9 protein-coding genes are annotated in these 14,418 nt (G+C 43.8%); 5 read left to right on the plus strand and 4 right to left on the minus strand.

The annotated features are described in order from the left end of the window. Nucleotides 1-2 precede the first annotated feature (2 nt). The 3 genes from I1A42_RS11145 to I1A42_RS11155 all read right to left on the minus strand — a co-directional run bounded on the left by I1A42_RS11145 (nt 3) and on the right by I1A42_RS11155 (nt 4,084). Nucleotides 3-1,160, minus strand: coding sequence for an efflux RND transporter periplasmic adaptor subunit (locus tag I1A42_RS11145; RefSeq protein WP_161157702.1), 1,158 nt, complete (start codon nt 1,158-1,160; stop codon nt 3-5). Between the two features lie 575 nt (nt 1,161-1,735). Further along, nucleotides 1,736-3,091, minus strand: coding sequence for a glutathione-disulfide reductase (gene gorA, locus I1A42_RS11150; protein WP_161157701.1), 1,356 nt, complete (start codon nt 3,089-3,091; stop codon nt 1,736-1,738). Nucleotides 3,092-3,244: 153 nt separating this feature from the next. Further along, nucleotides 3,245-4,084 carry a 23S rRNA (adenine(2030)-N(6))-methyltransferase RlmJ gene (locus I1A42_RS11155; protein WP_196123500.1) on the minus strand — a complete coding sequence of 280 codons (840 nt, stop codon included), beginning with the start codon at nt 4,082-4,084 and terminating at the stop codon, nt 3,245-3,247. A 226-nt stretch (nt 4,085-4,310) separates the two neighbouring features. Here I1A42_RS11155 and prlC point away from each other — a divergent pair, with 226 nt between their 5' ends. From prlC to uvrD, 3 genes are all read left to right on the plus strand, one after another. After that, nucleotides 4,311-6,353: an oligopeptidase A gene (prlC, locus tag I1A42_RS11160; protein WP_196123501.1), complete on the plus strand. Its 2,043-nt coding sequence runs from the start codon at nt 4,311-4,313 to the stop codon at nt 6,351-6,353. 405 nt (nt 6,354-6,758) lie between these two features. Beyond that, complete coding sequence (locus I1A42_RS11165) at nt 6,759-6,899, plus strand: hypothetical protein (protein ID WP_161157698.1); 141 nt, start codon at nt 6,759-6,761, stop codon at nt 6,897-6,899. Nucleotides 6,900-7,064: 165 nt separating this feature from the next. Continuing rightward, nucleotides 7,065-9,239, plus strand: a complete 2,175-nt coding sequence (uvrD, locus tag I1A42_RS11170) for a DNA helicase II (protein ID WP_196123502.1) — start codon at nt 7,065-7,067, stop codon at nt 9,237-9,239. Between the two features lie 782 nt (nt 9,240-10,021). Here uvrD and ggt read toward each other — a convergent pair. Then, the gene (gene ggt / locus I1A42_RS11175) at nt 10,022-11,773 is read right to left on the minus strand and encodes a gamma-glutamyltransferase (RefSeq protein ID WP_161157696.1); all 1,752 of its coding nucleotides are present in this window, start codon (nt 11,771-11,773) and stop codon (nt 10,022-10,024) included. A gap of 317 nt (nt 11,774-12,090) precedes the next feature. Between ggt and recQ the strand changes: the two genes are divergently transcribed. Together recQ and I1A42_RS11185 are read left to right on the plus strand one after the other, a co-directional pair. After that, nucleotides 12,091-13,926, plus strand: coding sequence for an ATP-dependent DNA helicase RecQ (gene recQ, locus I1A42_RS11180; protein WP_161157695.1), 1,836 nt, complete (start codon nt 12,091-12,093; stop codon nt 13,924-13,926). Beyond that, the gene (locus I1A42_RS11185; protein WP_161157694.1) at nt 13,919-14,230 is read left to right on the plus strand and encodes a DUF3630 family protein; all 312 of its coding nucleotides are present in this window, start codon (nt 13,919-13,921) and stop codon (nt 14,228-14,230) included. Before recQ ends, I1A42_RS11185 begins: the two co-directional genes overlap by 8 nt. The last annotated feature ends 188 nt before the right edge of the window (nt 14,231-14,418 follow it).

Below are 14,418 nucleotides of genomic sequence, written 5' to 3' on the forward strand. Positions count from 1 at the left end.
TCCTATTTTTTGTCTACTTCTTTCGGTGCAACTAAGCTACCTGTCTGGATTTTTTGTAAACCAGTAACAACGACTTGGTCGCCGTCCTTAAGGCCGCTGGTTACTAACCAGTTTTGACCCATCACACGGTCAGCTTCGACAACACGGTCTTCAACTTTGTTATTGCTGTTGACGATATTGACGTGTGCACGACCTTGCGTGTCACGAGAAACTGCTGCTTGAGGAACCAAGAACGCTTTTGCTTTGTAATCTACTGGAACAGTTGCACGAACATATAATCCAGGTAACAGAGTGTCGTCAGGGTTTGGAAGTAGTGCACGAAGGTTTACAGTACCTGTTGACTCGTTAACAGAAACATCTGCAAATTGTAGGGTTGCTTTCTGGTCAACTTTGCTACCATCATCTAGTGTTAGTGTAATACCTGTTAACTTAGGATTTTTCGCATCATCACCGCCTTGTGCTTTAGCGCGTTGGCGAAGTTTTAGCACAGTGCTACTTGGCTGAGAGATATCAACGTAAAGTGGGTCAAGCTGTCTAATGGTTGCTAGGTAATCAGATTGGTTTGCCGTTACCAAGGCACCTTCTGTCACGGTTGATTTACCGATACGACCAGAAATTGGCGCTTTGATTTTGGTGTAATCCAAATTAATTTGTGCTGTTTTTACAGCGGCTTTCGCAGCAAGAACAGAAGCTTGTGCCGCACGATAAGTGGCCATGGCGTCTTCATAATCTTGTTCACTGATAGCTCGGTTTTTTACCAAGCCAGCGTAACGATCTGCTTGCAGCTTAGATTTAACTAAGGTGGCTTGAGCAGAGGCTAAATCTGCTTTAGCACTTTCTAGGTTTGCTTCATAAGTTGCTGGGTCGATTTGGTAAAGAACATCGCCTTTCTCAACGTTACTACCTTCAACAAACAGACGTTTAATAATAATACCTTCAACTTGAGGACGTACTTCAGCAACGCGGTATGCGCTAGTGCGGCCTGGTAATTGATCGGTAATTTCAATTGGCTGAGAGTGAAGAACAACCGTGTCGACAGCAACTGCTTGAGGTTGTTGATTGGTGACGTTGTCTGAGGCTTCCTTCTGGCAGCCTGTCAATGCCAACGCTAAGCCTATGGCAATCATAGAATTGCGGTATCTAGGCAAGACTTTCGTCATAGTTTATCTCCTGATAACAATTATTTTGTGCTTACCACTGACGTGCTGCATTACCTATAGTTTCACAGCAAAAATGACAGACTAAGCACCTAAGTCTTTATAAACGTTAAGTTCGGTGAATAATGGTATTTGGATAGAATCATAAAATTCTAGTCTGGGGAGGGTTAATACAAGGTTAACACTCCGTGTTGACCGTTTTAAACTTGATCGCTGTGTATATTCCGTACGCTTAAAATCAGCATAACGGCTTAAGTATAGATAGCAAGGTTTTGTTAATGCTCATCTTCCTCTTTTATCACCATAAAACAATGGTCTTACGCAAAAAATAATCACTAGATTAGTTGTGTAAATAGGTGATTTTTGAAATGAATAGCAGAATTTTATTTATATAAAGCAAAGTGATGAATATTTTATACTGTATGAGTGGGCTATATGTTGAATATCAGCACGTGATTCTTTTATGAAATTTTTAAGGCGTAAAGGAATGAAAATATCAAGGAAGGATAAATTGACGAAAGAGATAAGAAAAAGCATGGCTAACCAGATAGCCATGCTTGAAATGTAAAGCTTTGTGCCTAACGCATTGTTACAAATTCTTCCGAACCTGTCGGGTGAATTGCTACTACAGAATCAAAATCTGCTTTGGTTGCGCCCATCTTCATTGCTACACCAAAACCTTGGATCATCTCATCCATAGTGAAACCAATGCCGTGTAGACCAACTACTTTTTCTTCAGGGCCCGCACAAACTAGCTTCATCTTACAAGGTTGGCGGTGTTGAGTCACTGCGGTGTACATGGCGGTAAAGCCTGATTTGTACACTTTAACGTTTTCTTCACCGTATTGAGCGATAGCTTCAGGTTCAGTTAGACCAATGGTTCCGATTGGAGGGTGGCTAAATACCACGGTTGGTACCAGATCATAGTCCATCTTGGCATCTTTCTTACCATTGAATAGACGTTCTGATAGTTGACGACCTGCTTTTACCGCCACTGGGGTCAATTCAATACCGCCTTCCATGATATCGCCAACGCAGTAAATACCGTCAACGTTAGTGGTTTGGTATTCATCAACTTTAATGTAGCCGCGTTCGTTAGTCGCTACACCTGTTGCTGCTAAATTGATCGCATCTGTTGCTGGGTGACGACCGATCGCCCAAATTAGTTGATCGACGTTTTGGCTGTTGCCGTTATCAAAGTGAACGGTAAGGCTACCATCGGCTTCTTTGATCACTTCTTTTGGCACGCTGTGCGTATGAAGTTTTGGACCTTCTGCTTCCATGACTTCAACCAAGGTTTCGATAACCATAGGATCGAATGAACGCAGTGGGGATTCTTTACGGCAGAATAGATGTGTTTCTGTACCAAGTGCATTGAGCACACCAGCAATTTCTACAGCGATGTAACCAGCACCAATAACAGCAACACGTTTTGGCTGTTCTTTCAGTTCGAAGAAGCCATTGGAATCAATGCCGTACTCCGCGCCTGGGATGTTTGGAATGGTTGGACGGCCACCCACTGCGATAAGAATATGATCTGCGGTGTAATGTTCGCCATTTACTTCTACCGTTTTGGCATCTACAAATTTTGCAAAGCCACGGATAACTTCCACTTTGTTATTACCCAATACGCGGTCGTAAGATTGGTGAATTCGACCAATATACGCTTGGCGGCTTTCAACAAGCTTGCCCCAATCAAATTTTTTGATGTCAACATCAAAGCCGTAGTCGGCTGCGTAGAGGTTCATTGCTTCTGCAACTTGCGCTCCATGCCACATTACTTTCTTTGGAACACAACCAACGTTGACACAAGTGCCGCCAAGATCTTTGGTTTCAATCAGCGCGACTTTGGCGCCGTACATGGCTGCACGGTTAGCTGAAGCGATACCGCCACTGCCACCACCGATACAGATATAATCAAAATGCGTTGCCATTACTTTCTCCATTTTTAGTCACTCCGATACTCGGTTGAGAACGAGTTTAATGTCGTGAGCGCCATTTCATTGTTAACCTAATGAGATTGGGATCGAATTACCGAACTCAAGTTTTCTTACCGCTTTTTCGTTTCTGCTATTTGTTATGCCTGATTATTCAGGAACAATCCAGTCTACCTTAAAGTGGCCTGTTGCTGGTGCAATCGCTTGTTGCAGAAATGGAAGAACAACTTTCATCTGGCTCTCTAATTTCCACGGCGGGTTAATCACGATCATGCCAGAGGCAGTCATGCCTCGTTCATTGGTATCGGGAGATACACCCAGTTCTATTTGTAAAATTTTACGAATACCTAAAGCTTCTAATCCTTCGATCATATCTTCGATATCGCAGCGATTGACCACAGGATACCAAATAGCGTAAATGCCTGTTGCCCAACGTTTGTAACTTTGTGCGATAGCATTCACTACGTCACGATATTCGTGAGCTAACTCATAAGGTGGATCGATTAAAACTAATCCACGACGCTCTTGGGGCGGTAAGCTGGCTTTTAAGCGAGCAAAACCATCTTCTTTAAAGATTTTTACTTGTCGATCGCGATGGAACTCTTGTTCTAAAAGTGGGTAGTCACTCGGGTGTAATTCCGTTAACACCATGCGATCTTGTGGACGTAAGTGAGCACGTGCTACGCGAGGAGAGCCTGGGTAGTAACGCAGTTCGCCATCGTTATTGAGTTCGCGGATTGCATCGAGGTAACTTTGAATGTCTTCTGGAATATTATTTTGCTGCCATAAGCGCGCAATACCTTGTTTGTATTCGCCTGTTTTTTCTGACCATTCATGGGTGAGATCGTAACGGCCAACACCTGAATGCGTATCATGATAAACGAAAGGTTTCTCTTTCTGTTGTAACGAAGACAAGATCAAGCTTTGTACGATGTGCTTAACGACATCGGCATGGTTGCCAGCGTGGAAGCTGTGACGATAACTTAGCAAATTATTCTCTCAAAACCCGGTTCGGGCGATCATCAGTAGATAAAATATAAACATGATTATATACGTTAACGATCGGCTTTTGGAGAGTCATGCAGGAGAGCTTCGAGTATCAATTGTGAACTTATCGTAAGCATCACTATTGAAAATTACTTAATCTACCTATATTTAACTAATTGTCTCGGTCGAAATTTAGCGACCCACCGTTTTACTGAAAAAGGAACGTCATATGTCTAATCCACTTCTTACTTTTACGGATTTGCCACCGTTCTCAGCGATTAAACCGGAACATGTTAAGCCGGCTGTTGAGAAAGCAATTGAAGATTGTCGGACACAAATTGAAGCTGTTCTAAAAGAGAATACTCAGCCTACTTGGGACAACGTGATAGCGCCGATCGAAGAAGTGGATGATCGCCTAAGCCGTATTTGGTCACCTGTGAGTCATATGAACTCAGTGATGAATAGCGAAGAGCTGCGTGAAGCTTATGAAAGCTGTTTACCTTTATTATCAGAATATGGCACTTGGGTTGGTCAACACAAAGGTCTGTTCCAAGCCTATAAAGCGATTAAAGCGAGTGACGAATTCGCCAACTACACTCAGGCACAAAAGAAAACCATCACAAATGCACTACGTGATTTTGAACTGTCTGGTATTGGTCTGCCTGTTGCAGAGCAAAAACGTTATGGTGAAATCAGCAAACGCCTTTCTGAGTTAGGTTCGAAATTCTCTAACAATGTACTGGATGCCACCATGGGGTGGAGCAAACAGGTTACTGACGAGAAAGAACTGTCTGGTATGCCAGAGTCTGCATTAGCAGCGGCGAAGGCTGCAGCTGAAGCAAAAGGTATCGACGGTTATCTATTAACACTGGATATTCCTTCGTATTTACCTGTTATGACTTATTGTGACAACCAAGCGCTACGTAAAGAACTTTACGAAGCGTATGTGACTCGAGCTTCAGACCGTGGCCCGAATGCGGGCAAATGGGATAACACCGAAGTGATGGCGGAAGAGCTAAAACTACGTCATGAAATTGCACGTATGCTTGGTTTTAACTCTTATAGTGAAAAATCACTAGCGACCAAAATGGCCGAATCGCCAGAACAGGTACTGAAATTCCTTAACGACTTAGCGGTGAAAGTGAAGCCTCAAGGTGAACGCGAAGTTGAAGAGCTACGCCAATTCGCCGAACAAGAGTTTGGTGTTACCGAGCTGCAGTTATGGGATATCGCTTATTACAGTGAAAAACAGAAACAGCACCTATTCCAAATCTCTGATGAAGAGCTGCGTCCTTACTTCCCTGAAGACAAAGTTGTTAATGGTCTATTTGAAGTCCTAAACCGCGTGTTTGGTATGAAGGTTGTTGAGCGTACAGGCGTCGAAACTTGGCATGAATCGGTCCGTTTCTTCGATATCTTTGATAGCAACGAGCAACTGCGCGGTAGTTTCTATCTTGATTTATACGCCCGTGAACATAAACGTGGTGGCGCATGGATGGATGAATGCCGTGTGCGACGCATTACCAAAGATGGCGAGCTGCAGACTCCAGTTGCTTACCTAACGTGTAACTTCAACCGTCCTGTTGGTGATAAGCCTGCGTTATTTACCCACGATGAAGTTGTGACGCTCTTCCATGAGACGGGGCATGGTATTCACCATATGCTGACTCAAGTTGGCGTTGGCTCTGTATCGGGTATTAATGGTGTACCTTGGGATGCGGTTGAGCTGCCAAGTCAGTTCTTAGAAAACTGGTGCTGGGAAGAAGAGGCGCTTGCGTTTATTTCTGGTCACTACGAAACGGGTGAGCCGCTACCAAAAGAGATGTTAGATAAGATGCTCGCTGCGAAAAACTTCCAGTCTGCGATGTTTATCTTGCGTCAGCTTGAATTTGGTTTGTTTGATTTCACTCTGCACACCAATTACGACCCAGAAGTGGGACCTCGTGTATTGGAAACGCTAGCGGAAGTGAAACAGAAAGTCGCGGTTCTACCAAGCTTAGAATGGAATCGTTTCTCACATGGCTTTAGTCATATCTTTGCTGGTGGCTATAGCGCAGGTTACTACAGCTATTTATGGGCTGAAGTTCTTTCTTCGGATGCGTATTCACGCTTTGAAGAAGACGGTATTTTCAATGCAGAAACTGGTCAAAGTTTCTTGAATAACATTCTTGAAATGGGTGGTAGCGAAGAGCCTATGGAGCTATTCAAACGCTTCCGAGGTCGTGAGCCAAAAATTGATGCGCTTCTGCGTCATGCTGGAATTGCTGCATAAGCTAATTCTTATTAAATCAGCCTCGCATTTGCGAGGCTGTTTTGTTTTTGGCGCAAAGAAATGGAGCGTTGCAGCCTTGATTTTTATTCAAGCAGAGTAAATTTCTGTAAATGTTATTAGCCAGCTTTTAGCGTCAATGCCTTCAACTCGATGAGAATTTTAGAAAAATTCCCATCTTAAAATAAGAAACACTGTTCAAAATAATTTTATTTTAATTCTTTGTTTACCAAAGCTATTTTGTTACATCACAAGATGAATTTCAGAGGGGTAGGTGCTGGGCTGTCTCGAATGTTGGCACCAGTTTCACCACTTGTTAGGCGATTTTCTCCACGTTTTTGCTGGGTTTTCCTTCGTGAATTTTGCTGTAAAATCGTTCAGCAAGATGAATTGTTTAGGAGTCATCATATGAAAACTTTAATGAAAGGTTTGCTTGTGCTAGCAGTGGTTGCAGGTATGTCTGGTTGTATTCCAATGCCAGGAATGCATGGTGGCCCACATTTCGGTAATGTTATGCCAACCAATCAACCGACTGATCTGCCATCTTAAGTTGAATAAAAATTTTTCCGCATCAGCCCCTCTCGCTGATGTGGAATGTTTCCTTTCTCGCAAATTCCCTTCTCTTGAAAAAGAAATTGCCTACAACACGAGCATCTTGGTGCCATTTAGGGTTATACTCTTTGCCATTATGTATAAATAACCAGTAGCTTAACCATGATTGATCCCTCTCTTTTACTCGACGGTTTAAACGACAAACAACGTGAAGCTGTAGCCGCTCCACTCGAAAACCTTCTCGTACTGGCGGGGGCAGGTAGTGGTAAAACGCGGGTGCTGGTGCACCGTATTGCTTGGTTACTCTCTGTTGAGCAGGCGTCACCATTTTCCATCATGTCGGTGACCTTCACGAATAAAGCGGCAGCCGAGATGCGTGGCCGGATTGAAGAGCTAATGATGGGAAGTGCTTCAGGCATGTGGAATGGCACATTCCATGGTATTTGCCATCGCATTTTGCGCGCCCATTATCTTGATGCCAAATTACCTGAAGATTTTCAGATTATTGATTCAGAAGACCAACAGCGTCTATTGCGTCGTTTAATTAAAGCGCAGAACTTAGATGAGAAACAGTGGCAACCTCGTCAGGTATCTTGGTGGATCAATGGTAAAAAAGATGAAGGATTACGTCCTTCTCATATTGATGCTTACCATGATCCTGTGACGCAAACCTATTTGCAGATTTATAGTGCTTATCAAGAGGCGTGTGATCGTGCAGGTTTGGTCGATTTTGCCGAAATATTACTGCGTGCATTAGAGCTGCTGCGTGATAACAAGTTTATCCGAGAACATTATCAAGCTCGCTTTAAACACATTCTGGTCGATGAATTCCAAGATACCAACAATATCCAATATGCATGGCTGCGTATGATGGCTGGCGCTGACACTCATGTCATGATTGTCGGCGATGATGACCAATCCATTTACGGTTGGCGTGGTGCTAAAGTTGAAAATATTGAGAAATTCACCTTAGAGTTTCCAAGCGTTAATACTATTCGTCTTGAACAGAACTACCGTTCAACAAAAACGATTTTGGAAGCATCGAACACCTTGATCTCAAATAATACTGAGCGAATGGGTAAAGAGTTGTGGACTGATGGTAGCGAAGGCGAACCTATTTCGGTGTATTCAGCTTATAACGAATTAGATGAAGCGCGTTTTGTCGTCAATAAAATTAAAGATTGGCAAGACAAAGGTGGGGCACTCACCGACAGTGCTATTTTGTATCGTAATAACGCCCAGTCTCGCGTGCTGGAAGAAGCCTTGCTACAAAGTAATCTGCCATATCGTATTTATGGTGGGATGCGATTCTTCGAACGCCAAGAAGTGAAAGATGCCTTGTGTTATCTCCGTTTAATGGCTAACCGTCACAATGATGCATCGTTCGAGCGTGTGGTGAATACACCAACGCGCGGGTTGGGTGAAAAAACCTTAGAAACGATTCGTTTTGCGGCTCGTGATCGCGGTTGTACTTTATGGGAAGCCAGTGTTGCTCTTCTTGAAGAGAAAGTACTTGCTGGCCGGGCAGCAACGGCTTTAAGCCGTTTCGTAGAACTAATTAATGCGCTGGAAGATGATACGGCTGAGTTACCACTTTTCGAACAAACCAACCATGTGATTCATGCATCAGGCTTGTACACTATGTATGAGCAAGAGAAAGGTGAAAAATCCAAAGCTCGTTTAGAAAACTTAGAAGAGTTGGTCACAGCAACTCGCCAATATGAAAAGCCTGAAGAAGCTGAGGAAATGACGTTGTTAAACGCATTTTTGACTCATGCAGCTTTAGAGGCCGGTGAAGGTCAAGCCGACGAGTTTGATGATGCAGTGCAATTAATGACGTTGCACAGTGCAAAAGGTCTAGAATTCCCGCTTGTATTTATGGTTGGTGTTGAAGAAGGCATGTTCCCAAGTCAAATGTCAGCTGAAGAAGCAGGGCGTTTAGAAGAAGAACGTCGCTTGTGCTATGTGGGTATGACTCGGGCGATGGAAAAGCTCTATATCACGTATGCAGAAATGCGTCGTTTGTACGGGCAAGACAAATACCATAAACCATCGCGCTTTATTCGTGAGATGCCAGAGAACTGCCTAGATGAAGTGCGCATGAAAGCACAGGTGAGTCGACCTGCTTCTAGTGGTCGTTTCAGTCAAACGGTGGTGAAAGAAAGTTTTAACGAGACAGGCTTTACTCTAGGTGCTCGCGTGAAACATCCTAAGTTTGGTGAAGGCACTATCATTAACTTTGAAGGCAGTGGTGCTCAGAGCCGAGTACAAGTCGCGTTTAATGGCGAAGGGATTAAATGGCTAGTTACCGCTTATGCGAAGTTAGAAAAAATGTAGTCAGACGTTTTAAGTAAGAGAGCGCCTTAAACCTCAGTATGCATCAGCGACTGGGGTTTTTTATTGGGTGACTATTTTATAGAGGGAAAGCAGATTATTGTGCGTTTTGGTCAGTGCATTGCAGGGATAGTACTGACGGAAAATGATAGCGTGACTAAAAAGAAAAACCCCGAGGGCAAAAGCCCATCGGGGTCATAGTCTTACTCGCAGCAATCCAGCTACTAATAGGTGCTCCCTGCATCTATTCCTTGATAAGTGTGCTGAATCCTTCAGCTTAATCCGTTCGTCGCCTTCCTAGCGGTGTCCTTGACCTATCCTGGTCCACTAACTATCCTAGTTAGCTCTCATCACTTGTTCCTTGAGCGGTGTCCCTGACATCATCCTGATGTTAAGTCCTTACCTCATCCAGAGGTGTTTCCATTGTCATTCCCTTGTAGCTACCATCCTAGTAACTAATCGAGTCCGTTCAATGTCCACTTCGCTATCCTTGCCGATTACTCATCCTAAGTAATCGATTCTTCATCCTGAAGATAACCAAATCCGTGGTTTTTCCAATCCGTGTCAGCATCCTGTCGACAAGATTCATCATACTGATTTACCCCTAACGAGCAATGGCAGATCGAGATATTATCCCTAGTGAAATCGAATACAAATGTTTTTTTTATTTAAAAACAACAAGTTAATATTTTTAATGGTATTTAATCCCACGTAAAAAGAGAGTTTTCCTCACGTCCTTGTGAGAGATCTCTTACAAATTGATCGGGCGATCTGCCATGTAAGGCTTATTCGCCTATCGCAACCCCTTCACGGCGAGGATCGGCAGCGCCTTCTAAACCGTGATCAGTGACACGTATTGCGTGTAAACCTGAGTTAAGATCTTGCACTTTGACTTGATAACCCATTTTCTGTAAACGGGTCGTCAATGTTTCTGCACCTGTGCCTTTCTCTAACTCCATTGGGCCAAATCGATTGAGAATGTGAGGCAAGCTGACGGCTTGTTGAATATCCATTCCCCATGCAAGGTGAGCAATGATGGCCTCTGCTACATAACCAATAATTCGGCTACCACCTGGTGAACCGATCGCCAAGTACGGTTGTTTATCATGCAAGACAATCATTGGGGACATAGAAGAACGAGGACGTTTACCTGGCTCAACTCGGTTTGCAACTGGCTTACCGTCGACTTGAGAGCGGAATGAGAAGTCTGTGAGTTCATTATTTAAAATAAAGCCATGCACCATTAGACGCGAGCCAAATACATTTTCGACGGAAGTAGTCATCGAGATCACGTTACCTTCGCGGTCGACAATATTGAAATGACTAGTACAAGGCAGTTCTATTGACTCATCAGGACTACGCACTTGGGCATGTTGCCAAATTGGTGTGCCAGCTGAAGCGTCTTTAAGAGGTTTGCCTGGATGGATAAGAGCAGCACGCTGTTTAATGTAATCCTTATTCAATAAGCCTTGTTTTGGCATTGGTACAAAATCTTCATCTGCGATGTACATACCACGGTCAGCAAACGCGAGGCGTGATGCATCGCCAATGACTTGCCATGACTTAGCACTATTGGGGCCCCATTTGGGCAGATCAAAATATTGAGTCATCCCCACTATTTGTCCAACAGTCATGCCACCTGAAGTAGGAGGTCCCATGCCACAGATATCGTAGCTGTTATAACCGGTACAGACGGGCTCGCGTTCTTTCACCTGATAAGTATCGAAATCTTTTTGGCTTAAGACTCCCGGATTTCCCTTAGCAGTTTGAACATGTTCAACAATGTCTTTGGCTATTTGTCCATGATAAAACGCATCGGCGCCACCTTCAGAAATGGCGGTTAATGTGGCTGCGTACTCTGGGTTTTTTAATAAAGTACCGACGGTTTTCGGTGAGCCATCAGCATTAAAAAAGTAATGGCGGGTGTCAGGATAGCGACTCAGCTTTTCTTGATCTCCCGCGATAAGTTTGGCTAAGCGAGGACTGATTTTAAAGCCTTCTTGAGCGACTTTGATCACTGGCGCGACTAATTGTTTCCATGGGAGTTTTCCGTATTTCTCATGGGTGGTCCAAAGCAGTTTTACGACACCAGGAGTCCCAACAGATCGACCACCTACGACAGCATCATAAAAAGAGAGTGGCTCTCCTTTTTCGTTTTGAAATAGAGTGGGTTTAGCATCAAGTGGAGCCGTTTCTCGTCCATCAAAGGAAGTGAGTTTTTTGTGTTTTGCATCCCAATAGACCATGAATGCACCACCACCAATGCCAGATGACTGAGGTTCAACTAACCCTAACATCAATTGCATCGAAACCATGGCATCTACGGCATTACCACCTTCACGTAATATTTGGGCACCGACTTGCGATGCGTGTGGGTTTGCTGCTGTAACCATCCAGTGCTGAGATGTCACTAACGATTTATCTTCAACTCCGGTACTTTTTTCTGGTGCAAATGCATCAGCGGCTTGTCCAGCGGCATAAGTGCTTGAGGTCAGGGCTAGCCCGGAAAGGGCGAGCCACTTAATCATCCACTGCATATAATTCATCTCCTTGTTTTTAATCACGTTTGAGAGTGACAGCACCTGAGATAAAGATCTAGAGCCAGAATGATAATTATTCGTTCTGGTTCATATTTATTCTGAATGTGAGTGATGGCACTAATACATTCATTAAGATTTACATGGGGATTGATGGTAAAAAATGGAGTGGCCAACCACAATTAACGGGTGTTATTGGGGGATAGATCGAAACCGCGACGAATTTGCGGTTTTATTCACCATCGAACCCCACTACAATACCGAGTCTTATTTTTTATCATTAGTGTGTACGCCTTAGGCTTACAACAGAGATCTTCATGACTGCTACCTTATCCTCCGAACAATCCGACTCTTCACCAACACCGGCTTCTGTTTTACGTGATGTCTTTGGCTATCAAAGTTTCCGTGACGGGCAGGCAGAGGTGATTGATGCGGCGGTAAATGGACGAGATAGTTTAGTTATTATGCCCACGGGTGGTGGGAAGTCTCTCTGTTATCAAATTCCAGCGTTAGTGCACGATGGTATTACCTTGGTTATTTCGCCGCTGATTTCTTTGATGAAAGACCAAGTCGATCAACTTAAGGCAAATGGCGTTGCGGCTGAGTGTGTCAACTCGACAATGTCTCGTGAAGCCCTGATGTCAGTCTATCAGCGCATTCATGCAGGTCACCTCAAGTTATTGTACGTGTCTCCAGAACGTGTTCTGACCAATGATTTCATTGAGCGTTTAGAGACAATGAATCTCTCTTTGATCGCGGTTGATGAAGCCCACTGTATTTCTCAGTGGGGACATGATTTTCGACCTGAATATGCAGCATTAGGCCAGTTAAAGCGTCAGTTTGCGCATGTACCTGTGATGGCATTAACGGCTACTGCTGATGAAGCCACCCGCAGTGATATTCTGGCTCGTTTAAGCCTGAACGACCCTCATGTTTATCTGGGCAGTTTTGATCGCCCAAACATCCGTTATACCTTAATGGAAAAGCATAAGCCGGTCTCACAAGTGATTCGCTATTTGGCTACGCAGAAGGGGCAGTGTGGCATCATTTATTGTGGCAGTCGCAAGAAAGTCGAAATGCTGACTGAAAAACTGTGCAATAACCACATTCGTGCCGCTGGGTATCATGCTGGGATGGAAACGGATGAGCGTGCCTGGGTACAAGAGGCATTTCAACGAGACGATGTTCAGGTTGTTGTCGCTACCGTTGCCTTTGGTATGGGGATTAACAAACCCAATGTGCGCTTTGTTGTACACTTTGATATTCCTCGTAACATCGAATCTTATTACCAAGAAACAGGCCGCGCTGGGCGTGATGGCTTACCTGCAGAAGCTGTTATGCTGTACGATCCAGCAGATATGACTTGGCTGCGTCGTATGTTAGATGAAAAGCCAGATGGGCCGCAAAAGCAGGTTGAAACTCATAAATTAAATGCGATGAGCAGTTTCGCGGAAGCGCAGACTTGCCGTCGTCAGGTACTGTTGAATTATTTTGGAGAATACCGCGAAGAGCCGTGTGGTAACTGTGATGTTTGCCTAGACCCACCCAAGCGTTTTAACGCCACAGAAGAGGCTCGTAAAGCGCTTTCTTGCGTATATCGAGTGAACCAGAATTATGGCATCGGCTATGTGGTTGAAGTGTTACGAGGTATGCAAAATATCCGTATTCGTGAAAATGGCCACGACAAAATCTCTACCTATGGGTTAGGACGTGATCATAGCCATGACTATTGGGTGAGTATTTTTCGCCAGTTAATCCATAAAGGTTTGCTACACCAAAATATTACTCGGAACTCAACATTACAGCTAACCGAAGAAGCTCGCCCGGTTTTGCGTGGTGATGTGGAACTTGAACTGGCTGTTCCACGTTTAGATACTGCCGCTCGATCAGCGAAAGCAGATAAATTATCGAGTAAAAATTACGATAAGCCGTTATTTGCTAAGCTACGTAAGCTAAGAAAAGCCATTGCCGATGAAGATGGATTGCCACCTTATGTGGTATTTAGTGATGCAACCTTGATTGAAATGGCTGAGATGTTGCCAACGTCATACGGTGAAATGCTGGCGGTCAATGGCGTCGGCCAGCGTAAATTGGACAAATACGCAGATCCATTCCTTGATTTAATTCAGGAGCATTTGACTCATCATGGCTAATTGGAGTGTCAGAGATTATCAACCCGATTCCGGCAAACTGGTGTTAGCCGCGCCACGATTTGAGTTTGATGATTTTGAATCAATTGCGGAACAATTACTCTCGATATTATCGGCGCAAGTGGTTGAAAAACAGAGTCACGCGGATTTACATATTTGGTTAATTGACTTTGAAGGTTGCCGTTTGCTACTTAAAGCGGAGTATTACAGCGAAGCCGTTTGGCTTGAAACGTTATCTGCTCATGAAGGACAAGAAGAGCTACAGTTCATTACCCAATTTATTACTCAAATCACTTCCAATCATTGATGGCGATTCCACAAAATTCCTTTTTCTCGCATTTTTCGTGATTTTCTTCAAATTTTGGACTTAATTACTTTAACGAATTCTAAAATAAACATGGACATTTATTAATCACATTGTGTTTAATGGAACTAATCCCACACTTAATTGAGTGGAATGAGCATCTAAATTCATAGAAGTTTGTCTTCTTGGCA

This window comes from Vibrio nitrifigilis (assembly GCF_015686695.1).
GTDB classification, from domain to species: domain Bacteria; phylum Pseudomonadota; class Gammaproteobacteria; order Enterobacterales; family Vibrionaceae; genus Vibrio; species Vibrio nitrifigilis.